The organism is Stenotrophomonas acidaminiphila, assembly GCF_001431595.1.
GTDB lineage: Bacteria > Pseudomonadota > Gammaproteobacteria > Xanthomonadales > Xanthomonadaceae > Stenotrophomonas > Stenotrophomonas acidaminiphila.
In genome coordinates, this window is sequence record NZ_LDJO01000014.1 from 270,232 (window position 1) to 295,460 (window position 25,229).

The following is a 25,229-nucleotide window of genomic DNA, read 5'->3' on the forward strand; positions in this document are numbered from 1 at the left end:
GCCGCAGCATAGGCAGCCCGCGCCGCCGCGACCAACGCGAATAAGCTGCGGCAGGCATGAGCCCGCCGCATGCCTGGGCGCCGGGGTCAGCGCCCCGGCGCCAGCCCGGTGTAGCGTGCGCGCGGGCGGATCAGGGTGCCCAGCGCCTGCTGCTCCAGCGCGTGCGCCAGCCAGCCGGTCAGGCGCGCGGCGGCGAACATCACCAGCGCGTGCGCGCCGGGCAGGCCGTGCACGTAGCAGATCGCCGCCAGCAGGCCGTCGATGTTCGGGTGCTGGCCGCTGTGCTCGGCGGTGGCGGCCAGTACCGCTTCGACGTGGCGCATGCGCGGTTGTTCGCCGCACAGTTCGCGCAGCTGGCGCAGCACCTCGGTGCCGCGCGGGTCGCCGTCGGGATAGAGCAGGTGGTTGAAGCCGGGCAGTTCGTCGCCGCGGCGCCAGCGTTCGGCGATGAACGCGGCCGGCGCGCCGCTGGCCTCGGCATCGAGCAGCAGCGCATGCGCGCGCGCGGTGGCGCCGCCGTGGCGCGGCCCGGACAGCGCGGCCAGGCCGGCGCTGACGGTGGCGTGCAGGTGCGCGCCGGTGGAGGCGACCACGCGCGCGGCGAACGCCGAGACGTTCAGTTCGTGGTCGGCGCACAGCACCAGTGCCGAGCGCACCAGTTCGGCGAAGCCGGCATCGCCGGGCCGCCACGCATCGGCCAGCAGGCGGTGCACCGGCCGCGCATCGGGCTGGACGCCGACCAGCAGCGCGGCGTTCTGCCGCAGCAGCATCGCCGCCACCTCGCGCCGCACCGGCGCGGCGGCGTTGAGCGACTGCCGCTGCTCCAGCGCCAGCAGCGGAATGCAGGCCATGGTGCGCTCCAGCGGCGGCAGGCCGGTATCCAGCGCCAGCGCCGCCACCCGCGGCGGCCAGGCCGGCGGCGGCGCCGCGGCGAACGGGTCCTGTTCCTCGCATTCCCACAGCAGCCGCGCGATGTCCTCCAGGGTGGCGCCGGTGCGCGCCGCCGCCACCGCCGAACGGCCGCGGTAGTACGGGCCGTCCGGGCGGATCAGCGAGATCCGCGTCTCCAGCACCGGCAGGCCGCGGTCCAGGCTCTGCGCCGCGCCGCGTGCCGCGCCGCGGCCGGCGCGCTTGCGCTGCGCCAGCCGTTCCACCTCGGCGCGCAGGTAGACGCGGCTGCGCGGGTCGGGCCCGGGCCGCGAACTGAGCTGGCCGCGGCTGACATAGGCGTACAGCGTGGCCGGGCTGATCCCGAGCAGGGCGCAGGCGTCGCTGGCGGGGATCAGTTCGGGGTCGGCGGGCTCGGTCATGGTGCTCGATATGTTGATTGTTTGAATCAAGATTGATCAATGGTTTGGATGGTGCCAGATTGTGCGCCATCGCGGAACGGCGCTTTCGCCACCGCCATACCAGGAGTCCCGCCATGTCCGTTTCCTCCGCCGGCGCCGCGTTCCGCGCCGCCCTGGCCGCCGAAAAGCCCCTGCAGGTGATCGGTGCGATCAACGCCAACCACGCGCTGCTCGCCAAGCGCGCCGGCTACAAGGCCATCTACCTGTCCGGCGGCGGCGTCGCGGCCGGCTCGCTGGGGCTGCCGGACCTGGGCATCAACACCCTGGAAGACGTGCTGGTCGACGTGCGCCGCATCACCGACGTGTGCGACCTGCCGCTGATGGTGGACATCGACACCGGCTTCGGCCCGAGCGCGTTCAACATCGCGCGCACGGTGAAGTCGCTGATCAAGGCCGGTGCGGCCGCCTGCCACATCGAGGACCAGGTCGGCGCCAAGCGCTGCGGCCACCGCCCGGGCAAGGAAATCGTGTCGCAGGGCGAGATGGTCGACCGGGTCAAGGCCGCGGCCGATGCCAAGACCGACCCGGGCTTCTTCCTGATCGCCCGCACCGACGCCATCCAGATGGAAGGCGTGGACGCGGCCATCGAGCGCGCCATCGCCTGCGTCGAGGCCGGTGCCGACGGCATCTTCGCCGAGGCCGCCTACGACCTGGACACCTACCGCCGTTTCGTCGACGCGGTGAAGGTGCCGGTGCTGGCCAACATCACCGAGTTCGGCAAGACCCCGCTGTTCAGCCGTGACGAGCTGGCCTCGGCCGGCGTCGCCATCCAGCTGTTCCCGCTGTCGGCGTTCCGCGCCGCCAACAAGGCCGCCGAGAACGTGTACGAGGCGATCCGCCGCGACGGCCACCAGCGCAACGTGGTCGATGCCATGCAGACCCGCGAGGAGCTGTACGACCGCATCGGCTACCACGCCTTCGAAGCGCAGCTGGACAAGGTGTTCGCGCAGAAGGGCGCATGATGGCCGTTCCTGCGGCCACCTGATACCTGCCATGGCGACCCCGTCCTCCCACCGCACCCGTGTCGACCGCCGCGATACCGCGCGGCGCCTGCTGCAACGCGACCTGGAGCAGCTGACGCCCGAGGAACGGGTGGTGGTCGAACGCTTCATCTCCGGTGGGCGGGTCTCGCGCAACGTGCGCCGCGAGCTGCACGAGTCGCGCACGCTGGGCGAGCGGGTCGCCGACCGCGTCGCCGAGGTCGGCGGCAGCTGGACCTTCATCCTGTGCTTCGGCGTGGTGCTGGTGGTGTGGATGGTGGTCAACACCTTCCTGTTGGCCAGGGCGTTCGACCCGTACCCCTACATCCTGCTCAACCTGGTGCTGTCGTGCCTGGCCGCGGTGCAGGCGCCGATCATCATGATGAGCCAGAACCGGCAGGCGGCGGTGGACCGCATGCGTGCCGAGAACGATTACCAGGTCAACGTGAAAGCGGAGCTGGAAGTGCTGCAGATCCACGAGAAGCTGGACGTACTCCGCTCCCACGAATGGGCGCTGCTGGTCGAACAGCAGAACCGCCAGATCGAAATGCTGCAGCGACTGCTGGAATGCGCCACCGCGGCGCCGGCTGGCGACCCGCAGAAACAACCGTAAACCTTCCCTCGAAAGGCAGAAGACCATGTCAGAACAGACCACCGCCACGCCCGGCTTCAAGCCCAAGAAGTCCGTCGCCCTGTCCGGCACCGCCGCCGGCAACACCGCGCTGTGCACCGTCGGCCGCAGCGGCAACGACCTGCACTACCGCGGCTACGACATCCTGGACCTGGCCAACACCAGCGAGTTCGAGGAAATCGCCCACCTGCTCGTGCACGGCAAGCTGCCGAACAAGGCCGAGCTGCGCGCCTACAAGGCCAAGCTGAAGGCGCTGCGCGGCATCCCCGCCGCGGTCAAGGCCGCGCTCGAGGAACTGCCGCCGTCGGCGCACCCGATGGACGTGATGCGCACCGGCGTGTCGGTGCTCGGCTGCGTGTCGCCGGAGAAGGACGACCACAACCACCCGGGTGCGCGCGACATCGCCGACAAGCTGATGGCCTGCCTGGGCTCGATGCTGCTGTACTGGTACCACTGGAGCCACAACGGCCGCGCCATCGACGTGGAGACCGACGACGACTCCATCGGCGGCCACTTCCTGCACCTGCTGCACGGTGAGCAGCCGCGCGCGTCCTGGGTCAAGGCGATGCACACCTCGCTGATCCTGTACGCCGAGCATGAGTTCAACGCCTCCACCTTCGCCTGCCGCGTCATCGCCGGCACCGGCAGCGACATGTACAGCGCCATCACCGGCGGCATCGGCGCGCTGCGCGGGCCCAAGCACGGCGGCGCCAACGAAGTCGCGTTCGAGGTGCAGAAGCGCTACGAGACGCCGGACGAGGCCGAGGCCGACATCAAGGCGCGGGTGGAGCGCAAGGAAGTGGTGATCGGCTTCGGCCACCCGGTCTACACCGTGTCCGATCCGCGCAACAAGGTGATCAAGGACGTGGCGCGCGAGCTGTCGGCCGAACAGCAGAACCTGAAGATGTACGACATCGCCGAGCGCCTGGAAACGGTGATGTGGGACATCAAGAAGATGTTCCCGAACCTGGACTGGTTCAGCGCCGTCAGCTACCACATGATGGGCGTGCCGACCGCGATGTTCACCCCGCTGTTCGTGATCGCCCGCACCGCCGGCTGGAGCGCGCACATCATCGAACAGCGCATCGACGGCAAGATCATCCGCCCCAGCGCCAACTACACCGGTCCGGAAGACCAGGCCTTCGTGCCGCTGGACCAGCGCGGCTGACGCGCCCGCGCCCTCTCCCCCCTGCGGGGAGGGGGCGTCACCATTCCCCGGGAGCGGGCCCTGTCCGCTCCCCGCCGGCACCCCGGCGATCACCGCGAAGTACGGGCGTGTCGCTGCCGCCCCCCACGCAAGCCACCCGACCCACAGGCCAGCCATGAACACCGATCACCGCAAGCAACTTCCCGGCACCGCGCTGGACTACTTCGACGCCCGCGAGGCGGTCGATGCCATCGCCCCCGGCGCCTACGCCACCCTGCCGTACACCTCGCGCGTGCTGGCCGAGAACCTGGTGCGCCGCTGCGATCCGGCCACCCTGGCCGATTCGCTTAGGCAGCTGGTCGAGCGCCGCCGCGACCTGGATTTCCCGTGGTTCCCGGCGCGCGTGGTGTGCCACGACATCCTCGGCCAGACCGCGCTGGTGGACCTGGCCGGCCTGCGCGACGCCATCGCCGAGAAGGGCGGCGACCCGGCCAAGGTCAACCCGGTGGTGCCGGTGCAGTTGATCGTCGACCACTCGCTGGCGGTGGAGTGCGGCGGCTTCGACCCGGATGCGTTCGCCAAGAACCGCGCCATCGAGGACCGCCGCAACGAAGACCGCTTCCACTTCATCGACTGGACCAAACAGGCCTTCGAGAACGTGGACGTGATCCCGCCGGGCAACGGCATCATGCACCAGATCAACCTGGAGAAGATGTCGCCGGTGGTCTACGTGCAGGACGGGGTGGCGTTCCCGGACACCTGCGTCGGCACCGACAGCCACACCCCGCACGTCGATGCGCTGGGCGTGATCGCCATCGGCGTCGGCGGGCTGGAGGCCGAGAACGTGATGCTCGGCCGCGCCTCGTGGATGCGCCTGCCGGACATCGTCGGCGTCAGGCTCGGCGGCAGGCCGCAGCCGGGCATCACCGCCACCGACGTGGTGCTGGCGCTGACCGAGTTCCTGCGCAAAGAGCGCGTGGTCGGGGCCTACCTCGAATTCTTCGGCGAAGGCGCCGCGGCGCTGACCATCGGCGACCGCGCCACCATCTCCAACATGTGCCCGGAATACGGCGCGACCGCGGCGATGTTCTACATCGACCAACAGACCCTGGACTACCTGCGCCTGACCGGCCGCGAGGAAGCCCAGGTGGCACTGGTGGAGAACTACGCCCGCACCACCGGGCTGTGGGCCGACGCGCTGGCCACCGCGCAGTACGAGCGCGTGCTCGAGTTCGACCTGTCCACGGTCGTGCGCAACATGGCCGGCCCGAGCAACCCGCACCGGCGCCTGCCGGTGTCCGACCTGGCCGAGCGCGGCATCGCCGACGAGGCCAAGCTGGAAAGCGGCAAGGGCGAGGAAGCCCAGGGGCTGATGCCCGACGGCGCGGTGATCATCGCCGCCATCACCAGCTGCACCAACACCTCCAACCCGCGCAACGTGATCGCCGCCGGCCTGCTGGCGCGCAACGCCAACGCGCGCGGGCTGGTGCGCAAGCCGTGGGTGAAGTCGTCGCTGGCGCCCGGTTCCAAGGCGGTGCAGCTGTACCTGGAGGAGGCCGGCCTGCTGCCCGAGCTGGAGCAGCTGGGCTTCGGCATCGTCGCCTTCGCCTGCACCACCTGCAACGGCATGAGCGGCGCGCTGGACCCGAAGATCCAGCAGGAAATCATCGACCGCGACCTGTACGCCACCGCCGTGCTGTCGGGCAACCGCAATTTCGACGGCCGCATCCACCCGTACGCCAAGCAGGCGTTCCTGGCCTCGCCGCCGCTGGTGATCGCCTACGCCATCGCCGGTACCGTGCGCTTCGACATCGAGAAGGACGTGCTGGGCGTGGACGCCGACGGCAACGCCGTGCGGCTGAAGGACATCTGGCCGTCGGACGCCGAGATCGACGCGGTGGTCAAGGCCTCGGTCAAGCCGGAACAGTTCCGCAGCGTCTACAACCCGATGTTCAACGTGCGCGTCGAGCATGGCGGCAAGGTCAGCCCGCTGTATGACTGGCGGCCGCGCAGCACCTACATCCGCCGCCCGCCGTACTGGGAGGGCGCGCTGGCCGGCGAGCGCACGCTGCGCGGCATGCGCCCGCTGGCGGTGCTGCCGGACAACATCACCACCGACCACCTGTCGCCGTCCAACGCGATCCTGCCGTCCAGCGCCGCCGGCGAGTACCTGGCGAAGATGGGCCTGCCGGAAGAGGACTTCAATTCCTACGCCACCCACCGCGGCGACCACCTCACCGCGCAGCGCGCCACCTTCGCCAACCCGAAGCTGTTCAACGAGATGGTGCGCAACGACGACGGCAGCGTGAAGCAGGGCTCGCTGGCGCGGGTGGAGCCGGACGGCAAGGTCATGCGCATGTGGGAAGCGATCGAGACCTACATGGCGCGCAAGCAGCCGCTGATCATCATCGCCGGCGCCGACTACGGCCAGGGCAGCTCGCGCGACTGGGCGGCCAAGGGCGTGCGCCTGGCGGGCGTGGAAGCGATCGTCGCCGAGGGCTTCGAGCGCATCCACCGCACCAACCTGATCGGCATGGGCGTGCTGCCGCTGGAGTTCAAGCCGGGCACCGACCGCAACACCCTGGGCATCGACGGCACCGAGACCTTCGACGTGGTCGGGCAGCGCACCCCGCGCGCCGATTTGACCCTGGTGATCCACCGCCGCGACGGCAGCACCGTCGAGGTGCCGGTGACCTGCCGCCTGGACAGCGACGAGGAAGTGGCCATCTACGAGGCCGGCGGCGTGCTGCAGCGCTTCGCCCAGGATTTCCTGGAAGGCGCCCGGGTGGCCTGATACCCCCGACGGCCCGGCAACGGGCCGTCTTTCATTGCAAGGAACCGTTCCATGGCATTTCTCCCGCAACTCCGCATTCCCGCCACCTACATGCGCGGCGGCACCAGCAAGGGCGTGTTCTTCCGCCTGCAGGACCTGCCGGAAGCGGCGCAGGTGCCCGGCCCGGCGCGCGACGCGCTGCTGCTGCGGGTGATCGGCTCGCCCGATCCGTACGGCAAGCAGACCGATGGCATGGGCGGGGCGACGTCGAGCACCAGCAAGTGCGTGATCATCGCCCCGGCCTCGGTGCCGGACCACGACGTCGACTACCTGTACGGCCAGGTCTCCATCGACAGCGCGTTCGTCGACTGGTCGGGCAACTGCGGCAACCTCAGCACAGCGGTGGGGCCGTTCGCCATCGCCAACGGTTTCGTCCCGGCCGCGCGCATCCCGCGCGACGGCACGGTGGCGGTGCGGGTGTGGCAGGCCAACATCGGCAAGACCATCATCGTGCACGTGCCGGTGCGCGACGGGCAGGTGCAGGAAACCGGCGACTTCGAACTGGACGGGGTGACCTTCCCGGCGGCCGAGATCGTGCTGGAGTTCATCGATCCGTCCGACGACGAGGGCGACGGCGGCTCCATGTTCCCCACCGGCCACCTGGTGGACGACCTGCAGGTGCCGGGGGTCGGCACGCTCAAGGCGACGATGATCACCGCCGGCATCCCCACCGTGTTCGTCGACGCGGCCGCCATCGGCTACGACGGCACCGAGCTGCAGCCGGCGATCAACGAGGACAAGGCCGCGCTGGCCCGGCTGGAGGCCATCCGCGTGGCCGGCGCGCTGCGCATGGGCCTGATCCGGGTGCCGGAGGAAGCGGCCACCCGCCAGCACACCCCCAAGGTCGCGTTCGTGGCGCCGGCCAGGGACTATGTCGCCTCCAGCGGCAGGCACGTCGCCGCCGCCGACATCGACCTCAACGTGCGCGCCATGTCGATGGGCAAGCTGCACCACGCGATGATGGGCACCGCCTCGGTCGCCATCGCCACCGCCGCGGCGGTGCCGGGCACGCTGGTCAACCGCGCCGCCGGTGGCGGCCTGCGCGAGGCGGTGCGCTTCGGCCACCCCTCCGGCACCCTGCGGGTGGGCGCGGCGGTGGCCAGCGTCGATGGCCAGTGGGTCGTGACCAAGGCGGTGATGTCGCGCTCGGCGCGGGTGCTGATGGACGGCGCGGTGCGGGTGCCCGGCGACACGCTCTGAAGGGGCCGGGCGCAGCCGGCACGCCGCAGCGGGCGTGCCGTCGCGCACACGAGGTGTTCCCGGGCGGCGGCTATACTCGCCGCGTCTGCAGGAGAACGCCATGGGCAACAGGAAGTGGAAGCACATGCGCTGGGGCGCCGCCGCGCTGGTGGCGCTGGCGGTGCTGGCCGGCTGCAAGCGCAACGAGACCGGGCAGCTGCCCGGCGCCAGCGGCGAGGCGATCCAGGCCAAGCGCGACGAGGTCAAGGGCTTCGCGCTGGTGCGCGTGTGGCCCGACCAGAAGGGCGGCAACGGGCTGTCGCTGGCGGTGGAGTTCTCGCAGCCGCTGGTCGGCACCCAGGATTTCGACAAGCTGCTGCGCTTCGAGGAGAAGGTCGGCACCGAGGACAGCAGCTGGTCGCTGTCCGATGACGGCAGGACCCTGCGCTATCCCTACGTCGAGGCGGCCCGGGACTACACCCTGGTCGTGTCGGCCGACCTGCTCGCCGCCGACGGCAGCCGCCTGGGCCGCGAAGTGCGCCAGCAGGTGTTCACCGGCGAACTGAAGCCGGCCGCCGGCTTCGCCTCGCAGGGCAGCGTGCTGCCGGCGCGCGAGAGCCGCGGCCTGCCGGTGGTGTCGGTCAACGTGCCGGAAGTAGACGTCGAGTTCCTGCGCGTGGGCGAGAAGAACCTGCCCACCTTCTTCAGCCAGTACCAGCGCGGCGGCCGTCGCGGCAGCTGGGAACTGGACAGCGAATACGGCGAGCACACGCCGATCTCACAGCTGGCCGAGCCGGTCTATCTGAACCGCTTCGTGCTCGGCGGCAAGCCCAACGAACGGGTGCTGACCTACCTGCCGATCCAGGAGATCCGCGAGCTGCAGCAGCCGGGCCTGTACTTCGCGGTGATGAAGCGCGCCGGCCGGTTCGAGGGCGAGTACGACACCGCGTTCTTCACCGTCAGCGACATCGGCCTGCACACCCGCGCCTACAAGGAGCAGCTGTTCGTGCACACCGCCTCGCTGGCCTCGGGCGCGCCGCTGAAGAAGGTCGAGCTGCGGGTGCTCGACGGCAAGGGCGAGACCGTCCTCAAGGGCCAGACCGATGCCAACGGCAACGCGCTGCTGAACTACACCCTGGACGCATCGCACGTGCTGGTGGCCACCAGCGGTGCCGACACCACCCTGCTGCCGTTCAACCAGCCGGCGCTGGACCTGAGCGAGTTCGCCGTGGCCGGGCGCCAGAACGCCTGGTTCGACGTGTTCGCCTGGTCCGGCCGCGACCTGTACCGCCCCGGCGAGACGGTGCGCGTATCGGCGCTGCTGCGCGACAACGACGGCAAGCCGGTCGCCGGCCCGGACAAGGGTGCGCAGCCGGTGTTCCTGCGGCTCAAGCAGCCCGACGGCAAGGTGTTCCGCGAAACCCGCCTGCAGCCGGGCGCGCAGGGCTACTTCAGCTTCGAACAGGCGATCCCGGCCGAGGCCCCGACCGGCCGCTGGCAGGTCGAGTTCCGTACCGACCCGGCCAGCAAGGAGGCGGTGCAGGGCCTGACCCTGCGCATCGAGGAATTCCTGCCCGAGCGCATGAAGCTGGACCTGGACAGCGCGCAGAAGACGCTCAAGCCGGGCGAGCCGCTGAAGCTGCAGGCCGATGCCGCGTACCTGTACGGCGCGCCGGCCGATGGCAACCGCTTCACCGCCAAGCTGGCGGTGGCGGTGGAGCAGCACCCGCTGGAATCGATGCCGGGCTGGTTCTTCGGCGACCCGACCGTGAGCTTGCCGCGCGAAGCCAACGACGTGATCGACACCACCCTGCCCAGGGACGGCAGGCTGCGCCAGGACATCGCCCTGCCGGAAGAGGTCGGCAAGGGCACGCCGGTGGCGGCGCTGGTCTCGGGCAGCGTCTACGAGACCGGTGGCCGCACCGTCACCCGCACCCTCAAGCGCGTGCTGTGGCCGGCACCGGCGCTGGTCGCGGTGCGCCCGCTGTTCAGCGACACCGATGGCGCCGATGCCAACGCCAACGCGCGTTTCGAGCTGCAGCGCGTGGATGCCGATGGCAAGCCGCAGCCGGCCAAGGGGCTCAAGGTCACCCTGGTGCGCGAACTGCGCGACTACCACTGGACCTTCACCGACAACCGCTGGGACTACGATTTCACCCGCCGCTTCGAGAACAAGGAAACCCGCACCCTCGACGTCGGCGCCACCGCCGCCCGGTTCGACTTCCCGGTGGAGTGGGGCGAGTACCGGGTGGACGTGTTCGACCCGGCCACCGGGCTGACCATGCGCTACCCGTTCCGCGCCGGCTGGAGCTGGAACGACGACAACCGCGGGCTCGACGCGCGCCCGGACAAGGTCAAGCTGGCCCTGGACAAGACCGGTTACAAGGCCGGTGACACGCTGAAGGTGACCCTGACCCCGCCGCATGCCGGGCGTGGCGTGCTGATGGTCGAAAGCGACCGCATGCTCTACGTGCAGGACATCCAGGCCAAGCCGGGCAGCACCTTCGAGATCCCGGTCACCGAGGACTGGGAGCGGCACGACGTGTACGTCACCGCCCTGGTGTTCCGCGGCGGCAGCGCGTCCAGCAAGATCACCCCGGCGCGCGCCGTGGGCGTGGCGCACGTGCCGATGGACCGCCGTGACCGCCGCATCGCGGTCGGCCTGGTGGCGCCGAAGCAGATGCGCCCCGAACAGCCGATGACGGTCACCGTCAGCGCGCCGGAGCTGGCCGGCAAGCCGGCGCACGTCACCGTCTCGGCGGTGGACGTGGGCATCCTCAACATCACCCGCTTCGCGGTGCCCGATGCCAACGCGCATTTCTTCGCGCAGCGCCGGCTGGGGGTGGATGCCTACGACATCTACGGGCGCGTGATCGAGAGCTTCGAGGGCAACAGCGGCAAGCTCAAGTTTGGCGGCGACATGGCGCTGCAGGCGCTGCCGCAGGCGCGGCGCCCGACCGCCCGGGTGCAGACCGTGGACCTGTTCTCCGGCCCGGTTGCGCTCGATGCCCGCGGCAATGCGCGCATCACCCTGCCGGTGCCGGATTTCAACGGTACGCTGCGGGTGTCGGCGCTGGTGTATTCGGATACGCGCTACGGCAACCGCGACGTTGAAACGGTGGTGCGCGCGCCGATCCTGGCCGAGGCCAGCATGCCGCGGGTCATGGCCCCCGGCGACCGCAGCACGGTGACGCTGGATGTGCAGAACTTCACCGGCAAGCCCGGCGAGTTCACGGTGCGCGTGGACGGCGAGGGCCCGCTGGCGATCGGCGAGGCCGCGCGCCGGCTGCAGCTGGCCGCCGATGCCAAGCAGACCCTGAGCTTCCCGCTCACCGCGCAGGAGGGCTACACCGTGGCCAAGGTGCGGGTGCGGGTGGACGGCAACGGCTTCAAGGTCGACCGCCGCTACGACCTGCCGGTGCGCGCGGCCTGGCCGCAGGTGCTGCGCTCGCAGACCCGCACGCTCGACCCGCTGGCGCCGGTCACCCTGGACAGCGCCTTCGCCGGCGGGCTGATGGCCGGTTCGGTCAACGCGCGCATGCTGGTCAGCCCGCTGCCGCCGATCCCGTTCGCCTCGGCCCTGCAGGGGGCGCTGAACTACCCCTATGGCTGCGCCGAACAGACCACCAGCAAGGGCTATGCGGCACTGCTGCTGGACCAGGCCACCTCGGCCATGCTCGGCGCCGACGGGCTGGACGCCAAGGCCCGCCGCGAGCGCATGGAAGGCGCGTTCGGGCGGCTGGCCTCGATGCAGGTGGCCAACGGCAACTTCTCGATGTGGGGCAACGACGACTACGTCAACCCGGCGCTGACCCCGTACATTGCCGAGTTCCTGCTCGACGCCAAGGACGCCGGCTTCGCGGTGCCGGACAACGTGCTGCAGAAGGCGTTGAACCGGATCAGCGAGGACCTGCTCAGCGGCGGCAACCAGTTCTACGGGCAGGAGCGCCGCGATGCGCTGAAGTTCGCCAACCAGGCGTATTCGGGCTACGTGCTGGCGCGGGTCAACCGCGCCCCGCTGGGCACGCTGCGCGCGCTGTACGACAACGAGCGCGGCAAGGCCGCCACCGGCCTGTCGCTGGTACACCTGGGCGCGGCGCTGGCGCTGCAGGGCGACGGCAAGCGCGGCCAGGCCGCCATTGCCGCCGGCTTCGGCATGGCCGGCAAGGACCGCCCGGCGTATTTCGGCGACTACGGCAGCCCGCTGCGCGACGACGCGCTGATGATCGCGCTGCTGCACGAGCGCGGCCTGGCCAAGCCCGAGTACGACGCGCGCGCGGTCAGTCTGGGCCGCGAGCTGGACGCGCGCCGCAACGGCGGCTGGCTGTGGCTGAGCACCCAGGAGCAGGTGGCGCTGGCGCGGCTCGGCAAGGCGCTGATGGTCGACCAGAAGAACCGGGTGTCCGGCGAGCTGGCGGTCGGCCAGGCGCGCGAAGCCATCGACGCGCGCAAGCTGTTCGCGCGGGTGTTCGACGCCACGCAGCTGGCGCAGGGCGTGCGCTTCACCCCGCAGGGCCAGGCGCCGATGTTCGCCAGCCTGGAAGTGGCCGGCATTCCGCGGCAGGCACCGGCGCCGGACAACAGCGTGATCGGCATCGAGCGCGCCTGGTTCACCACCGACGGCAAGCCGTGGACCCCGCGGCCGCTGAAGGAAGGCGAGGCGCTGATCGTGCGCCTGAGCGTCACCGCCAACACCGCCATGCCCGACGCGCTGCTGACCGACCTGTTGCCGGCCGGCCTGGAGATCGAGAACTTCAACCTCGGCGATGCCCGGCAGTGGGCCGACGTGGTGGTGGACGGCATCCAGATCAACGACCGCGCCGGCGCCGCCGATGCCCGCCACGAGGAGTTCCGCGACGACCGCTACGTGGCCGCGCTGAACCTGTCGCGCGGCAGCACCGCGCGGGTGTTCTACCTGGTGCGCGCGGTCACCCCGGGCACCTACACCGTGCCGCCGCCGCTGGCCGAGGACATGTACCGTCCCGAGCTGCGCGGTGTGGGCCGGTCCAACCCGACCACGATCACCGTCGTGCAGCCGTGACGATTACCGCGGGCGCGTGCCACCGCACGCGCCCGCGCTGCAACGAATGGACGATGGATGGCGAGCGCTACACCACGCACACCGGCACCCTCCGGCCCCGCTCCTGGCGTGAGCGCCGCCGGCGCCGGACGCGGGCGCGGCACTGATCCGGCAATGCGCCCGCCGCGCGGGCGCCTGCGGCGCTGGGTGCGGTACCTGCTGCCGTGGCTGCGCTGGGGTACGGTGGCGGTGCTGTCGCTGCTGCTGGTGCTCGACCTTGCGTTCCCGCCGCCGCTGCCACGATCCCGCGACACCGGCACCCTGGTGGTGGCCGGCGACGGCACGCCGCTGCGCGCCTTCGCCGATGCGCAGGGCGTGTGGCGTTACCCGGCCGACGCGCGCAGCGTGTCGCCGCTGTACCTGCAGGCGCTGCTGACCTACGAGGACCGCTGGTTCTGGCGCCATCCGGGCGTCAACCCGTGGGCGCTGCTGCGCGCCGGCGGGCAGATGCTGGCCGAGCGCCGCATCGTCTCCGGCGGCTCCACCCTGACCATGCAGGTGGCGCGCATCCTCGATCCGCACACGCGCACGCCATGGGGCAAGGCCAAGCAGCTGCTGCGCGCGCTGCAGCTGGAAGTACACCTGGACAAGGCGCAGATCCTGGGCCTGTACCTGGAACGGGCGCCCTACGGCGGCACCATCGAAGGCGTGGAGGCGGCCAGCTGGGCCTACCTGGGCAAGCCGGCGGCGCGGCTGTCGCATGCCGAGGCGGCATTGCTGGCGGTGCTGCCGCAGTCACCGAGCCGGCTGCGCCCGGACCGCCATCCCGAGGCCGCGCGCCGCGCCCGCGACAAGGTGCTGGCGCGCATGGCCGAACTGGGCGCCTGGTCGGACGAAGCGGTGGCCGACGCGCGCATCGAGCCGGTGGTCGCGCGCTCATTGCAGCAACCGCTGCACGCGGCCCTGCTGGCGCAGCGGCTGCGCAGTGCGCAACCGCGCGCGGCGCACATCCAGACCACCCTGGACAGCGGCCTGCAGCGCACCCTGGAAGAGCGCGTGGCCGCGTATTTCTCGCAGTTGCCCGAGCGCACCTCCGCCGCGCTGCTGGTGATGGACAACGCCTCGCTGGAGGCCCGCGCCTATGTCGGCTCGGTGGCGTTCGGCGACAAGGCGCGGCTGGGCCACGTGGACATGGTGCAGGCCTGGCGCTCGCCCGGCTCCACGCTCAAGCCGTTCCTGTACGGCATGGCGCTGGACGACGGGCTGATCCATTCCGAAAGCCTGCTGGTCGATGCGCCGCAGAGCTTCGGTGGCTACCGTCCCGGCAACTTCGACGCCGCGTTCAACGGCCCGGTCGGCGCGGCCACCGCGCTGCGGCTGTCGCTGAACGTGCCGGCGGTGGACCTGCTCGACCGCGTCGGCCCGTCGCGCTTCGCCGCGCGGCTGGGCAACGCCGGCATCAAGCTGCGCTTCCCGCACGGGGTGCAGCCCAACCTGGCGCTGATCCTGGGCGGCACCGGCGCGCGCCTGGAGGACCTGGTCGGCGCTTTCGCCGCGCTCAACCGGCAGGGCATCGCCGGGCGCGTGCGCTACACCCCCGACGACCCGCTGATCGAACGCCGGCTGGTGTCGCCGGGCGCGGCGTGGATCGTGCGCGACATCCTGCAGTCCAACCCGCGCCCCGGCTACGGCCTGGGCACCTTCGACACCGGCAGCCGCCCGCCGGTGGCATGGAAGACCGGCACCAGCTACGGCTACCGCGACGCCTGGGCGATCGGCAGCACCCGCCGCTACACCGTCGGCGTCTGGGTCGGGCGCCCGGACGGCACGCCGTTGCCCGGCCAGTACGGTGCGGTGACCGCGCTGCCGCTGATGTTCGAGGTGATCGACAGCCTGCCGCGCCAGCCCGGTGACGGCGACGCACCGCCGATGCCGGCCAGCGTCGGCGCGGTGGACGTGTGCTGGCCGCTGGGCCTGGCCGCGGCCGCCACGCCGCCGGCGCTGTGCCAGCGGCGGCTGCAGGCGCTGGCGCTGGACGGCACCGTGCCGCCGACCTTCGCCGAGCGCGATGCGCGGCTGTGGCAGTCCGGGCAGGTGCGCTTCGAGGTGGATGCGCGCAGCGGCCAGCGCCTGTCGGCCGGCTGCGACGGCCACCCCCAGCGGCAGGCGCGCGAGGTGGCGCGCTGGCCGGCGCTGGCCTCGCCGTGGCTGTCGCAGGTGCAGCGGCAGGCGCAGCAGCTGCCGCCGCTGGCGCCGGATTGCCCGGACGACGGCCGCGGCCATGCCGCGGCGCTGCACATCGACGGCCTCACCGACCGCGCCACGCTGGCGCGTGCGCCCGGCGCCACGCACGGGCCGCGGCTGCAGCTGCGGGCGGTCGGCAGCGAGGCGACGGTGCAGTGGCTGCTGGACGGGCGCTGGATCGCGCAGACCGAGGGCGCGCGCAGCTTCGTGCGCGATTTCGACGAACCCGGCGAGCACAGCCTCACCGCGCTGGCCGCGGACGGCGCCTGGACCCGCATCCGCTTCCGCGTGGCGCATTGAGCGCGCCGCTGCCGGCACGCGCGGCCAATGCGGTCGTGCGCGGCCGAGGCTGAGGTCGGGACTTGGGCTGAGGCTGAGGCCTGCGTGGCGTGGCGGACGGCGTTCAGCCGTCCGCTCACGGTTACTCGCCGATCCAGCCGTCGAGCAGGTCGGCGAAATCGTCGGCGTGTTCCTCTTCCTGCGCCAGGATCTGCTCGAGGATGCGCTTGGTGGTGGTGTCCTTGTCGCCGACGAAGTTGATCATCTCGCGGTAACTGTCGATGGCGATGCGCTCGGCGATCAGGTTCTCGCGCACCATGTCGCGCAGGTTGCCGCCTTCCTTGTACTCGGCGTGGGCGCGGGCGGTGAGGGTGTCCGGGTTGAAGTCCGGCTCGCCGCCCAGCTGCACGATGCGCTCGGCCAGCATGCCGGCGTGCGCCTGCTCCTGCTGCGCATGCTCCAGGAACTCGGCCTTCACCGCGTCGGCAAGCATGCCCTTGGCCATGTAGTAGTGGCGGTAGTAGCGCAGCACGCACACCCACTCGGTGGCCAGCGCGTCGTTGAGCAGCTTGATCACCATCTTGCGGTCGGCGGCATAGCTCGGCGTGATCGCGCCGTCCTCGATGCTCCTGCGTGCGTTGGCGCGCAGGGTCTTGCGGTCGCTGATGCCGCTGGCCGGGACGGTCATGGCCTTCTTGCTGGCGGGCTGCTTGCTCATGGCGGGCGTGCTCCTTGGTGGAAGGGAATCGCTACTCCGGGAGGTGGGCCAGTACGTAATCGGCCGAGGACACCTCGAAATTGCCGGGCTCCTCCACGTGCACCGCGCGCACGATGCCGTTGTCCACGTACAGCGCGAAACGGCGCGAACGCATGCCCATGCCAGAGCCGCTGGCGTCCATCTCCAGGCCCAGCGCACGGGTGAGGTCGCCATTGCCGTCGGACAGCATCAGCAGCCCGTCCGGCACCGACTGCGCCTTGCCCCAGGCCTGCATCACGAACGGGTCGTTCACCGCCATGCAGAACACGTCGATGCCGCGGCTGCGGAACTGCTCGAAGCGCTCGACGTAGCCGGGCAGGTGGCGCGCCGAGCAGGTCGGGGTGAACGCACCGGGCACCGCGAACAGCACCGCCTTGCGGCCATCGAACAGCGCCTGCGTGTCGATGGTTTCCATGCCCTCGCGGATGCGCTTGAGGGTCACTTCCGGGATGCGGTCGCCGACGTGGATGGTCATGGGCTTCTCCAGAGTCTGAATCGAAGTTTAGTGAGCGGGGGTTGAGGGCCGCGTCAACGGCTTGAAAGCGCGGCCTTCACGCAGCATTTCCCGTGCATGGGCGCCAGGGCGCCATTCCGGCCGCCCGCCCGCATCCTTGCAGGAGGAGATGATGAGCATCGTACGTTACCGCCAGTGGCCGACCCAGTCCGATATCCGCCATCTGCTCGCCCCGTTGCTGGACATGCCGGGCGACGCCGCGGCGGCAGGCGCCTGGCTGCCGGCCGTGGACATCCGCGAACACGACGCGCAGTTCGTGCTGCACGCCGACCTGCCGGGCGTGGACCCGGCCTCGATCGAGGTGCAGATGGACAAGGGCGTGCTGTCGATCAAGGGCGAGCGCCGCGCCCCGGAACCGCTGGAGGGCCAGCGCCTGTCGCGCATCGAGCGCCGCCACGGCGCGTTCGAACGCCGCTTCGCGCTGCCCGACAGCGCCGACGCCGAGGGCATCGTCGCCAGCAGCCGCGACGGCGTGCTGGAAATCCGCATCCCCAAGCGCGCCGAAGCCGCGCCGCGCCGCATCCAGGTGGCCAGCGCCGGCGGCACCGCGTAAGCACGCGCCGCGCGCACATCGGCAGCGCCGTGGCCCGCTAGAATGGCGCCACGGCGGCAGTCGAACCCGTATCGGCCCGTTCGCCGCAAGGCGGCGGGCCCGACTCTTTCCGAAAGGGTGTCTGGATGGAATTCAAGGATTACTACGCGACATTGGGCGTGGAGCCCACGGCCGGCGATGCCGAAATCAAGACCGCCTACCGGCGGCTGGCGCGCAAGTACCACCCTGACGTGAGCAAGGAGGCCGGCGCCGAGGAGAAGTTCAAGGCCGTCAACGAGGCCTACGAGGCGCTGCGCGACCCGGCCAAGCGCCAGGCCTACGACCAGCTGCGCGCCCAGGGCTACCGCCCCGGCGAGGAGTTCCACGCGCCGCCCAATTTCGGCGGCGGGCAGGGCTTCGACTTCGAGGAGGTGTTCGGCGGCGCCGGTGCCGGCGGCGGTTTCAGCGATTTCTTCGAGAGCCTGTTCGCGCGCCAGCGCGGGGGCGGCCGCGCGCGCAGCGGTTTCGATGGCTTCGGCGGCAGCGCCGGGCCGCAGCCGATGCGCGATACCCGCGCCAAGCTGTCGGTACCGCTGGAAGCGGCCTACAACGGCGACACGCTGCGCATCAACGTCGATGGCCGCCAGCTCGACGTGCGCGTGCCCAAGGGCATCCGCCCGGGGCAGGTGATCCGCCTGGCCGGGCAGGGCAGCGGTGGCGGCAACCTGATGCTGGAAGTGGAATACGCCGCGCACCCGCAGTTCGAGGTGGACGGCCGCAACATCCTCTACACCCTGCAGGTCACCCCCTGGCAGGCGGCGCTGGGCACCAGCATCAGCGTGCCGACCCTGGGTGGGGCGGTGGAACTGAAGGTGCCGGCCGACTCGGACAGCGGACGCAAGCTGCGCCTGCGCGGCCGCGGCCTGCCGGGCAAGCCCGACGGCGACCAGATCGTGGAACTGGAAGTGATCGCCCCGGTGGCGACCAACGAGGCCCAGCAGAAGGCCTACCGCGCGCTGGCCAAGGCGTTCGGCGAGAAAATCTGAGGCATCACCGGCGGCAGGCGCGTACCCGGGAGGGCGCGCCTGCGGCCGCAATCAGGCTTCGGGCAGGTCGCCGCCGCCTTCGAACACCCGCGCGATCACCTCGGACAGCTCGTCCTCCGAAAACGGCTTGGTGATGTAGGCCTTGGCGCCCTGGCGCATGCCCCACAGGCGGTCGGTGTCCTGGTCCTTGGTGGTCACCAGCACCACCGGGATGTGCGCGGTGCTGGCCTCGCGCTTGAGCGTGCGCGTGGCCTGGAAGCCGTTGAGATTGGGCATCACCACGTCCATCAGCACCAGGTCGGGCAGCACCGACTTGGCCGCTTCCACGCCGGCGGCACCGTCGGTGGCGGTGAAGGTTTCATGCCCGAGTTTTTCGACGATGCGCTGGATGCCGAGCAGCTGCGATGGCGAATCGTCCACGATCAATATGCGCGCCACGTTCTTCCCCAAGATGATGTCGCGGCCATAGTGTCGGGCCGGCTGCGGTGTGAAGCAACCCGCGGCGCCGTACCCGGTGCCGCATTCAGTCGATCCGCACCAGGGTGCGCCCGAACGAGCCGCCGCCCAGCATGGTGGCGAACACCTCCGGCAACCCGTCCAGGCCCACCTCGCGGGTGCAGATGGTGTCCAGGTGGCGCGGCTTCCAGTCGTCGCCCAGGTGCTGCCACACCTGCCCGCGGATGTCGCGCGCGGTGCCGGCCGAGGCCACGCCCAGCAGCGACACGCCGCGGATGATGAACGGCATTACCGTCATGTCCAGCTCCGCGCTGGCGGCCAGCCCGGCCGAGGCCACGTTGCCGTACGGCGCGGTCTGCGCCAGCAGGCTGGTGAGCATGGCGCCGCCGACATTGTCCAGGCCGCCGCCGAAGCGCGCCGATTCCATCGGCCGGGTGGTGGCCAGCGCCTCGCGGCCCAGCACCTGGGTGGCGCCCAGCGTGGTGAGGTATTCCGTCGCTTCGGCCTTGCCGCTGATGGCGTGCACCTCGAAGCCGGCGCGGCTGAAGATATCCACCGCCAGCGAGCCGACCCCGCCGGTGGCGCCGGTCACCGCCAGCGGGCCGTGCGCCGGGGTCTGCCGGTTGTCCTTCATGCGCAGCAGGGCCAGCGCGGCGGTGAACCCGGCCGTGCCCAGCACCATGGCCTCGCGCAGGCTCAGCCCGGGCGGCAGCGGGATGGCCCACTTCGACTCCAGCCGCACATACTGGCTGTAGCCGCCGTCGCGGGTTTCGCTCAGCCCGCAGCCGGTGGCCAGCACCGCATCGCCCTCGCGGAAGGCCGGGTCGCGGGAGGCCACCACCTCGCCGGCCACGTCGATGCCGCCCACCAGCGGGAACCGGCGCAGGATCTTGCCCTGGCCGGTGCCGGCCAGCGCGTCCTTGTAGTTGACCGAGGACCAGCGGGCGCGCACCACCACCTCGCCCGGGCTCAGCTGGTCCAGGGCGACCTGCTCCAGCCCGGCGCGGTAGCCGGCGTCGTCGTTGTGGATGCGGAAGGCGGTGAACGGGGCGTGGGCGGACATGGTGCGGCCTGCGGCGGAACGGGAGACAACCAAGATAGCGGTTGCGAAACGTCAGGTCTGCCCCATCTAGTAGAATCCGGATTCGATTGACCACGGCCAGGACTGCGGGAACGCCCCGCATACAGGCCCTGACAGATGGAGCATGCATGGCCTGGAACACACCTGGCGGCAACGATAGTGGCGGCCCCGCCGACAACCGGCGCGGATCGCGCTCGCCGCGCGGCGGCAATGGCGGTGGCGGATGGGGCGGATTGCCCGGCCCGCTGCGCGACCTGTTCGACGGCGGCATCTGGCGCTGGGTACTGCTGGGGCTGGCGCTGCTGGTGCTGCTGTCCAGCTTCCAGCTGATCGGCGAACAGCAGCGCGGCGTGGTGCTGCGCTTCGGCCAGTTCTCGCGCATCCTGCAGCCGGGCCCGAACTTCAAGCTGCCGTGGCCGATCGAATCGGTGGTCAAGGTCAACGCCACCCAGATCAAGACCTTCAGCAGCAACGTGCCGGTGCTCACCCGCGACGAGAACATCGTCAACGTGGCGCTGAACGTGCAGTACCGCGTGGACGACCCGCGCCTGTACCAGTTCGGCACCATCGACGCCGACCAGGTGCTGGAGCAGTCGGCGCAGAGCGCGGTGCGCGAGCAGGTGGGCCGTGCCGACCTCAACACCGTGCTCAACAACCGCGGCCCGCTGGCCGTGGCCGCCGAGCAGCGCCTGGAAGCCTCGCTCAAGGCCTACCGCACCGGCCTGGTGGTCACCGGCCTGACCCTGCCCGACGCGCGCCCGCCGGAAGAAGTGAAGCCGGCCTTCGACGAGGTCAACGGTGCCCAGCAGGTCAAGGAACGGCTGATCAACGAAGCCCAGGCCTACGCCGCCAAGGTGGTGCCCGAAGCGCGCGGCCAGGCCTCGCGCGCGCGCACCACCGCCGAAGGCTACAAGCAGGCCATCGTGGCCCGCGCCGAAGGTGACGCGCGCCGCTTCAGCCTGCTGCAGGCCGAATACAAGAACGCCCCGGAAGTCACCCGCAAGCGCCTGTGGCTGGAAACCGTGCAGGAAGTGCTGGCCGAGAACCGCAAGGTCATCGGTGGCGACGGCCGCCAGCTGATCTACGTGCCGATGCCGGCCGACGCCGGCAAGACCGCCAGCGCCCCGCAACTGACCCCGGAAATGGCGGTACCGGCGCTGCCGGCCGCCACCGACAGCATTCGCAACGCGGACCGTTCCGGTTCGCGCTCGGCAAACCGTGAGGAGGCCGGCCGATGAAGAATTCCCTTGTGATCGGCCTGCTGGTCGCCGTGCTGCTGGGCCTGCTGGGCTCGGTGTACGTGGTGCGCGAAGACCAGACCGCCATGGTGCTCAACCTGGGCAAGGTGGTGCGCTCGGACATCAAGCCCGGCCTGCACTTCAAGGTGCCGCTGGTGGAAACGGTGCGCGTGTTCGACCGCCGCTTCCAGGTGCTGGACACCGCCCCGGCGCGCTACTTCACCGCCGAGCAGAAGGACGTGAGCGTCGACTTCTTCGCCATCGGCTACATTTCCGACGTGCGCGCCTACTACCGCGCCACCGGCGGCGACGGCAAGGTGGCCAACGCCCGCCTGGCCCCGATCATCACCGACTCGCTGCGCAACCAGATCAACGCGCGCACCCTGCAGCAGCTGGTGTCCGGCGACCGCGGCGAGCTCATCGCCGGGCAGCTGCAGGGCATCAACGAGGCGGTCAAGACCCTGGGCATGCAGATCATCGACCTGCGCATCAAGCAGATCGACCTGCCCACCGACAGCCAGGTGATCACCGACGTCTACGAGCGCATGCGCGCCCAGCGCAAGCAGGAAGCGGCCAAGCTGCGCGCCGAAGGCGAGGAGCAGTCGCTCACCATCCGCGCCCAGGCCGACCGCGAAAGCACCGTGCTGGTGGCCGAAGCCGAGCGCGACGCCCAGCAGCTGCGCGGCGAGGGCGACGCCCAGGCCGCGGCCATCTACGGCAAGGCCGGCTCGGCCGACCCGGCGTTCTACGCCTTCTACCGCAGCCTGGAGGCCTACCGCGCCTCCATGACCGACGGCAACGGCGTGATCGTGCTGGACAAGAACGACCCGTTCCTGCAGTACCTCAAGAACGACCGCTGAGCCCCGGCCCGCGCCGCGCCGCCCCTCTCCCGCCGGGAGAGGGCAGGGGCCGGGCCCTTACAGGAAACAGGAAGCCGCGGCCGCGGCGCTGCACTGCACTGCAATGCGCCCCCGGCCGCGGTGTTCCCCCGCCTCGCCATCCCCATGCAAGACCTCTTCTCCGCGCTCTGCCTGGTCGCCGTCCTCGAAGGCCTGTTCCTGTTCGCCGCGCCGCTGGCGTGGAAGCGCATGGCCGCGCGCCTGCTGGAACTGCCCGCCGCGGCCCTGCGCCAGTCCGGTGCGGTGCTGCTGGTCATCGGCCTGGCCGCGCTGTGGTGGCTGCGCTACTGAACCGCGGCCGGCCGCCGGCCCCGGCCGGTGCCGGTGGGGGTGGTAGCCGTCAGGCAAAACCCGGATAATCCAGAAAAGCCGGCCGGGGCACTCCCGTTCGGCTTTTTCCGTGTAAGGCCCCGGCGTTTGCCCGGCACTCCCCGATGGAGCGCCACCCCGGCAGGCCCGCCGGCCCCGCGCGGTCCCGTCCGCGGCCCCGATGGCCGCAGCCAACTCAGGAGTTCACCCGTCATGGGTCAATCAGTTGTTGTTCTCGGCGCCCAGTGGGGCGATGAAGGCAAGGGCAAGATCGTCGATCTGCTCACCGAGGAAATCGGTGCCGTCGTGCGTTTCCAGGGCGGCCACAACGCCGGCCACACCCTGGTCATCAACGGCAAGAAGACCGTCCTGCACCTGATTCCGTCCGGCATCCTGCGCGACGACGCGCTGTGCCTGATCGGCAATGGCGTGGTGATTTCCCCGGCCGCGCTGCGCAAGGAAATCGAAGAGCTGGAAACGGCCGGCGTGGAAGTGCGCTCGCGCCTGAAGATTTCCCCGGCCGCGCCGCTGATCATGCCGTACCACATCGCCCTGGACCAGGCGCGCGAAAAGGCCGCCGGCGGCAAGGCCATCGGCACCACCGGCCGCGGCATTGGCCCGGCCTATGAAGACAAGGTGGCGCGCCGCGGCATCCGCATCGCCGACCTGCACTACCCGGAACAGCTGGCCGAAAAGCTGCGCACCGCGCTGGATTACCACAACTTCGTGCTGACGAAGTACCTGGGCGTGGAGCCGGTGGATTTCGACAGCGTCTACGCCGAAGCGCTGGCCTTTGGCGAATACGTCGAGCCGATGAAGAGTGATGTGGCCGGCATCTGCCACGACCTGCGCAAGCAGGGCAAGCGCGTGCTGTTCGAAGGCGCGCAGGGCGCGCTGCTGGACATCGACCACGGCACCTACCCGTACGTCACCAGCTCCAACACCACCGTGGGCGGCGCGCTGGCCGGTGCCGGCGTGGGCGCCGACGCCATCGACTACGTGCTGGGCATCGCCAAGGCCTACGCCACCCGCGTGGGCGGCGGCCCGTTCCCGACCGAACTGGACGATGAAATCGGCCAGGGCATCCGCGACCGCGGCGCCGAATACGGCGCCTCCACCGGCCGCCCGCGCCGCTGCGGCTGGATGGACATCGTCGCGCTCAAGCGCGCCGTGGCCATCAACGGCATCACCGGCCTGTGCATCACCAAGCTGGACGTGCTGGACGGCATGGAAAAGCTCAAGGTGTGCATTGCCTACGAATACCGCGGCAAGCGCACCGAATACGCCCCGCTGGACGCCCAGGGCTGGGAAGAGTGCACCCCGGTGTACCTGGAATTCCCGGGCTGGAGCGAGAACACCCACGGCATCACCGAGTGGGACCAGCTGCCGCCCGCCGCCCGCGCCTACCTGCGCGCGCTGGAAGAACTGGCCGGCTGCCCGATCAGCATCGTCTCCACCGGCCCGGACCGCGACCACACGATGGTGTTGCAGGATCCGTGGGGTTGAGGTGCTAGCTCCACAGCAGCTGGGGCGCTAGTTTCAGTGCGATGATGTTGTACCAAGAAGCCCCGCATCTGCGGGGCTTCTTGTTGCTGCTTCTTAAAGAAAATATGAACTTATCGCTAGCAATAAGTGAAGCGGATTTTTGGTGCCGATTTGGCTTGATGCTCCTTTCAATTGCCAGTTTGTACATCAGGGAATTGGCGGGAGTTACAAGGGGCATCAAAGTAATGTTCGTTTTTGGCCGGAAGCGGTCTTTGGTTGCCTTCTTGCGCAATGAGTTCTTCATGCTGGTTCTGATGCATTCTCGGTATGCAGCCCAATAAGGCCGAAGTGGCCGCGATCGCCGGTACATGCCCCTAAAATATTCAGATTCTCGCTAAACTGATGGCTCAAAATCAGGGGGTAATGAATGAGAAAGGTGAGTCGAAGGACAGCTACTCGGCCCGAAATCCTGTATGGAGGCGAGGTGCGTGTGGCCAAGGCATCATTGGCAGACCACTATCGGCTAGATCCACAGGAGCGTGCCCGCAGAAGGCCGCCGCTGAGCTCGAAAAACTGGACTTCGGCAGAGGTGCGGCTGGCGTTGACGGAGGTTTTCTGGTCCAAGTGCGCTTACTGCGAAACCCCACTGGACTATGCCGATGATGGTTATGTATCGCATCACCGGCCGCTTAGTAATGCGGCCGGGGTTCCGGAGCAATCCTCCGTAGCCAGCCCGGACTATTACAGCTGGTTTGCTTATGAATGGGAGAATTTATTTCTCTCATGTGTAGCTTGCAATCGCGCGAAGCGCAATTTGTTTCCCGTCCGAGGCCCGCGCGCACATTTGCGTTCCACCTGGGCCGAGGCCGAGGCCAGTGAAGATGCACTCCTAATCAACCCGTGCCAAGTTGAACCGCGCAAGCATATGCGCTTTTGTCCCGATGGCACTGTCGTTGGAGTGGATGAGGTTGGAAACGTCACGGTGAATATCTTAGATCTCAATCGATCTGATTTGATCCGGGCCAGAGCACGAAGGTTCAGGGAATGCCTTGCCTGGCTCTGGCAAGGGCGAATTGACGACGAGCGCCTGGCAGGTTTCCGAAGTGCGTTGTCCGAAGAAGCGCCATTTTGCGGTGCAATGCGTATTGGACCGGCCAGCCTTTCGTAGACACTCGGACGCCATAATTGATGGCAATGACCGAGGTGTTTATGGGCAACAGCAAGCAGTACACGGATGAGTTCCGCGCAGA

20 protein-coding genes are annotated in these 25,229 nt (G+C 69.9%); 14 read left to right on the forward strand and 6 right to left on the reverse strand.

The window, feature by feature from the left end; all coding sequences use genetic code 11:
• Positions 1–86: 86 nt before the first annotated feature.
• Positions 87–1,310: a citrate synthase family protein gene (locus tag ABB33_RS04670; RefSeq protein ID WP_056931318.1), complete on the reverse strand. Its 1,224-nt coding sequence runs from the start codon at positions 1,308–1,310 to the stop codon at positions 87–89.
• 113 nt (positions 1,311–1,423) lie between these two features.
• On the opposite strand from ABB33_RS04670, the gene prpB reads away from it, so the two are divergent.
• The 7 genes from prpB to pbpC all read left to right on the forward strand — a co-directional run bounded on the left by prpB (position 1,424) and on the right by pbpC (position 15,683).
• On the forward strand, positions 1,424–2,311 hold the full coding sequence (gene prpB, locus ABB33_RS04675) for a methylisocitrate lyase (RefSeq protein WP_054667048.1): 888 nt from the start codon (positions 1,424–1,426) through the stop codon (positions 2,309–2,311).
• A gap of 31 nt (positions 2,312–2,342) precedes the next feature.
• Positions 2,343–2,942 (forward strand): DUF1003 domain-containing protein, encoded by a 600-nt coding sequence (locus tag ABB33_RS04680; RefSeq protein ID WP_056931319.1) that lies wholly within the window; start codon positions 2,343–2,345, stop codon positions 2,940–2,942.
• A gap of 25 nt (positions 2,943–2,967) precedes the next feature.
• Positions 2,968–4,128, forward strand: coding sequence for a bifunctional 2-methylcitrate synthase/citrate synthase (gene prpC, locus ABB33_RS04685; protein ID WP_054667045.1), 1,161 nt, complete (start codon positions 2,968–2,970; stop codon positions 4,126–4,128).
• 154 nt (positions 4,129–4,282) lie between these two features.
• On the forward strand, positions 4,283–6,901 hold the full coding sequence (gene acnD, locus ABB33_RS04690; protein ID WP_056931320.1) for a Fe/S-dependent 2-methylisocitrate dehydratase AcnD: 2,619 nt from the start codon (positions 4,283–4,285) through the stop codon (positions 6,899–6,901).
• 51 nt (positions 6,902–6,952) lie between these two features.
• The gene (prpF, locus tag ABB33_RS04695) at positions 6,953–8,140 is read left to right on the forward strand and encodes a 2-methylaconitate cis-trans isomerase PrpF (RefSeq protein ID WP_056931321.1); all 1,188 of its coding nucleotides are present in this window, start codon (positions 6,953–6,955) and stop codon (positions 8,138–8,140) included.
• Positions 8,141–8,264: 124 nt separating this feature from the next.
• On the forward strand, positions 8,265–13,160 hold the full coding sequence (locus ABB33_RS04700; protein ID WP_056931348.1) for an alpha-2-macroglobulin family protein: 4,896 nt from the start codon (positions 8,265–8,267) through the stop codon (positions 13,158–13,160).
• Between the two features lie 153 nt (positions 13,161–13,313).
• The gene (pbpC, locus tag ABB33_RS04705) at positions 13,314–15,683 is read left to right on the forward strand and encodes a penicillin-binding protein 1C (protein ID WP_056931322.1); all 2,370 of its coding nucleotides are present in this window, start codon (positions 13,314–13,316) and stop codon (positions 15,681–15,683) included.
• Positions 15,684–15,804: 121 nt separating this feature from the next.
• Here pbpC and ABB33_RS04710 read toward each other — a convergent pair whose 3' ends face one another.
• Positions 15,805–16,380 carry a ferritin-like domain-containing protein gene (locus tag ABB33_RS04710; RefSeq protein ID WP_056931323.1) on the reverse strand — a complete coding sequence of 192 codons (576 nt, stop codon included), beginning with the start codon at positions 16,378–16,380 and terminating at the stop codon, positions 15,805–15,807.
• Between the two features lie 31 nt (positions 16,381–16,411).
• Positions 16,412–16,894 (reverse strand): peroxiredoxin, encoded by a 483-nt coding sequence (locus ABB33_RS04715; RefSeq protein ID WP_056931324.1) that lies wholly within the window; start codon positions 16,892–16,894, stop codon positions 16,412–16,414.
• Positions 16,895–17,045: 151 nt separating this feature from the next.
• Between ABB33_RS04715 and ABB33_RS04720 the strand changes: the two genes are divergently transcribed.
• Both ABB33_RS04720 and ABB33_RS04725 read left to right on the forward strand, forming a co-directional pair.
• Positions 17,046–17,486 carry an Hsp20/alpha crystallin family protein gene (locus tag ABB33_RS04720; protein ID WP_056931349.1) on the forward strand — a complete coding sequence of 147 codons (441 nt, stop codon included), beginning with the start codon at positions 17,046–17,048 and terminating at the stop codon, positions 17,484–17,486.
• Between the two features lie 125 nt (positions 17,487–17,611).
• Entirely contained in the window at positions 17,612–18,511 is a 900-nt protein-coding gene (locus tag ABB33_RS04725; RefSeq protein ID WP_056931325.1) for a DnaJ C-terminal domain-containing protein, read from the forward strand.
• A 51-nt stretch (positions 18,512–18,562) separates the two neighbouring features.
• Here ABB33_RS04725 and pilH read toward each other — a convergent pair whose 3' ends face one another.
• Positions 18,563–18,949 carry a twitching motility response regulator PilH gene (gene pilH / locus ABB33_RS04730; protein ID WP_056931350.1) on the reverse strand — a complete coding sequence of 129 codons (387 nt, stop codon included), beginning with the start codon at positions 18,947–18,949 and terminating at the stop codon, positions 18,563–18,565.
• An 85-nt stretch (positions 18,950–19,034) separates the two neighbouring features.
• Positions 19,035–20,030 (reverse strand): YhdH/YhfP family quinone oxidoreductase, encoded by a 996-nt coding sequence (locus ABB33_RS04735; protein WP_056931326.1) that lies wholly within the window; start codon positions 20,028–20,030, stop codon positions 19,035–19,037.
• A gap of 146 nt (positions 20,031–20,176) precedes the next feature.
• On the opposite strand from ABB33_RS04735, the gene hflK reads away from it, so the two are divergent.
• The 4 genes from hflK to ABB33_RS04755 all read left to right on the forward strand — a co-directional run bounded on the left by hflK (position 20,177) and on the right by ABB33_RS04755 (position 24,000).
• Entirely contained in the window at positions 20,177–21,286 is a 1,110-nt protein-coding gene (hflK, locus tag ABB33_RS04740) for an FtsH protease activity modulator HflK (protein ID WP_056931327.1), read from the forward strand.
• Positions 21,283–22,146: a protease modulator HflC gene (hflC, locus tag ABB33_RS04745; RefSeq protein WP_056931328.1), complete on the forward strand. Its 864-nt coding sequence runs from the start codon at positions 21,283–21,285 to the stop codon at positions 22,144–22,146. The genes hflK and hflC overlap by 4 nt, the downstream gene beginning before the upstream one ends.
• Positions 22,147–22,290: 144 nt before the next feature.
• On the forward strand, positions 22,291–22,476 hold the full coding sequence (locus ABB33_RS04750; RefSeq protein ID WP_056931329.1) for a DUF2065 domain-containing protein: 186 nt from the start codon (positions 22,291–22,293) through the stop codon (positions 22,474–22,476).
• 231 nt (positions 22,477–22,707) lie between these two features.
• The gene (locus ABB33_RS04755; RefSeq protein WP_056931330.1) at positions 22,708–24,000 is read left to right on the forward strand and encodes an adenylosuccinate synthase; all 1,293 of its coding nucleotides are present in this window, start codon (positions 22,708–22,710) and stop codon (positions 23,998–24,000) included.
• Positions 24,001–24,004: 4 nt separating this feature from the next.
• Here the strand turns inward: ABB33_RS04755 and ABB33_RS18755 are convergent, their stop codons facing one another.
• Positions 24,005–24,283, reverse strand: a complete 279-nt coding sequence (locus ABB33_RS18755; RefSeq protein WP_161809404.1) for a hypothetical protein — start codon at positions 24,281–24,283, stop codon at positions 24,005–24,007.
• A 180-nt stretch (positions 24,284–24,463) separates the two neighbouring features.
• Here ABB33_RS18755 and ABB33_RS18435 point away from each other — a divergent pair, with 180 nt between their 5' ends.
• Entirely contained in the window at positions 24,464–25,147 is a 684-nt protein-coding gene (locus ABB33_RS18435; RefSeq protein ID WP_152984960.1) for an HNH endonuclease family protein, read from the forward strand.
• The last annotated feature ends 82 nt before the right edge of the window (positions 25,148–25,229 follow it).

Coding starts and splice junctions, on each gene's coding strand:
- ABB33_RS04720 (WP_056931349.1), top strand. CDS start 17,046: ATGAGCATCGTACGTTACCGCCAGTGGCCGACCCAGTCCGATATCCGC.
- prpF (WP_056931321.1), top strand. CDS start 6,953: ATGGCATTTCTCCCGCAACTCCGCATTCCCGCCACCTACATGCGCGGC.
- ABB33_RS04715 (WP_056931324.1), bottom strand. CDS start 16,894: ATGACCATCCACGTCGGCGACCGCATCCCGGAAGTGACCCTCAAGCGC.
- ABB33_RS04710 (WP_056931323.1), bottom strand. CDS start 16,380: ATGAGCAAGCAGCCCGCCAGCAAGAAGGCCATGACCGTCCCGGCCAGC.
- ABB33_RS04755 (WP_056931330.1), top strand. CDS start 22,708: ATGGGTCAATCAGTTGTTGTTCTCGGCGCCCAGTGGGGCGATGAAGGC.
- acnD (WP_056931320.1), top strand. CDS start 4,283: ATGAACACCGATCACCGCAAGCAACTTCCCGGCACCGCGCTGGACTAC.
- prpB (WP_054667048.1), top strand. CDS start 1,424: ATGTCCGTTTCCTCCGCCGGCGCCGCGTTCCGCGCCGCCCTGGCCGCC.
- pbpC (WP_056931322.1), top strand. CDS start 13,314: ATGCGCCCGCCGCGCGGGCGCCTGCGGCGCTGGGTGCGGTACCTGCTG.
- hflK (WP_056931327.1), top strand. CDS start 20,177: ATGGCCTGGAACACACCTGGCGGCAACGATAGTGGCGGCCCCGCCGAC.
- hflC (WP_056931328.1), top strand. CDS start 21,283: ATGAAGAATTCCCTTGTGATCGGCCTGCTGGTCGCCGTGCTGCTGGGC.
- prpC (WP_054667045.1), top strand. CDS start 2,968: ATGTCAGAACAGACCACCGCCACGCCCGGCTTCAAGCCCAAGAAGTCC.
- ABB33_RS04670 (WP_056931318.1), bottom strand. CDS start 1,310: ATGACCGAGCCCGCCGACCCCGAACTGATCCCCGCCAGCGACGCCTGC.
- ABB33_RS18755 (WP_161809404.1), bottom strand. CDS start 24,283: ATGAAGAACTCATTGCGCAAGAAGGCAACCAAAGACCGCTTCCGGCCA.
- ABB33_RS04680 (WP_056931319.1), top strand. CDS start 2,343: ATGGCGACCCCGTCCTCCCACCGCACCCGTGTCGACCGCCGCGATACC.
- ABB33_RS04700 (WP_056931348.1), top strand. CDS start 8,265: ATGCGCTGGGGCGCCGCCGCGCTGGTGGCGCTGGCGGTGCTGGCCGGC.
- ABB33_RS04735 (WP_056931326.1), bottom strand. CDS start 20,030: ATGTCCGCCCACGCCCCGTTCACCGCCTTCCGCATCCACAACGACGAC.
- ABB33_RS04750 (WP_056931329.1), top strand. CDS start 22,291: ATGCAAGACCTCTTCTCCGCGCTCTGCCTGGTCGCCGTCCTCGAAGGC.
- ABB33_RS04725 (WP_056931325.1), top strand. CDS start 17,612: ATGGAATTCAAGGATTACTACGCGACATTGGGCGTGGAGCCCACGGCC.